The following is a 1,070-nucleotide window of genomic DNA, read 5'->3' as shown; positions in this document are numbered from 1 at the left end:
GTCAGGTGGTTGCTGCGACACTTCCACTTTGGCACATTGATGCCGCTTCGGGTGGGGGCGTCCATTCCATTAAATCTGTGTCCACAAAAACCGGAGGCGCCGCAGTCCGCAAACGGCGCGTCGCACTAGAAATCGTCGTACTGTTCTATGCGCTTTAACAGTCCAAAGATCGCATCGCGCTGGTTTGCGATGAGACTTCGTCCCCCGAGAAGGTCCAACAACCGCTGCCGCCAATAAGCAATGGCGAGGACCGGCGCCGAGTCCCCTTCACTGAGTTCCCACTCGATCGCGAAACGGATATGGGCTATCTCGCCGTCTATCGACCGCAATTCATGGGAAAGAAATTTTCGACGACGCTTCGGGGCCATTATTCGGTGTGGAAGTATTGTGCTTGCACCTAGTAACCGTCTGGGGACCCTTGAGCGCAGACAATGTCGCCGAAGCTCGGCGGTGCCTTAAGACCCAGGTCAGGCCTTCGGTTAGACTCCGATGGACGGACACGAGCCGACGAGGCGACCGGAGAAGCATAGGCAGGATCCGTCGAGGCGATGGGCCGCGCACGAAATGCAGGCACAGGCACAGCGCCGGAAATGTATGGGTTAGGGAAGAATTACACTCCCTTGATGAGGCATGCGCTGGTTGGCGTCGGCTTGGAACCGTCTGGAGCGGGCGACGCGCAGATCGCAACGGCGGTGGTGCCACATCGCGGCGCGAGGATTTCGCGCAAAGGTAGGTAATCAAATGGCTCGCCGGTTGAGACACCTGCAAGGCTGGCCGGTCATCGTCTGGACAGCGAGGGCCGCGTTTGTCGCGCAATCTGTCGATCACATGATTCTGCCGGAACCACCGGGTCTCCTCTGCGCGCCGAACGCCTGCCGATACCAGTAGAACGAGACCGAAAATATGATCGCCATGCCCGTCAGAATTGCGTAGATCGCATACGTCATAGTCGACCTCCTGGGGAGGTGCCTTGTTCATCGCTGGGCTGTACTTAGTCGGACCTGCAAAATTGGGTTTTGTTCGTGGACGCCTCGGGGCGTTCATCAGGTGGCCTTGTACTTTTCGAACTC

At 58.0% G+C, this 1,070-nt stretch carries 1 protein-coding gene; it reads right to left on the bottom strand.

Annotated features, from left to right (window positions below; all coding sequences use genetic code 11):
• Positions 1 to 824: 824 nt before the first annotated feature.
• The gene (locus AWB67_RS43150) at positions 825 to 947 is read right to left on the bottom strand and encodes a hypothetical protein (RefSeq protein WP_268808177.1); all 123 of its coding nucleotides are present in this window, start codon (positions 945 to 947) and stop codon (positions 825 to 827) included.
• Between the last annotated feature and the right edge of the window lie 123 nt (positions 948 to 1,070).

It is taken from the genome of Caballeronia terrestris, assembly GCF_001544515.1.
GTDB classification, from domain to species: domain Bacteria; phylum Pseudomonadota; class Gammaproteobacteria; order Burkholderiales; family Burkholderiaceae; genus Caballeronia; species Caballeronia terrestris.
Note: the sequence above shows the minus strand (reverse complement) of the source record. Positions and strands in the feature narration are given on the sequence as shown.

Coding starts and splice junctions, on each gene's coding strand:
- AWB67_RS43150 (WP_268808177.1), bottom strand. CDS start 947: ATGACGTATGCGATCTACGCAATTCTGACGGGCATGGCGATCATATTT.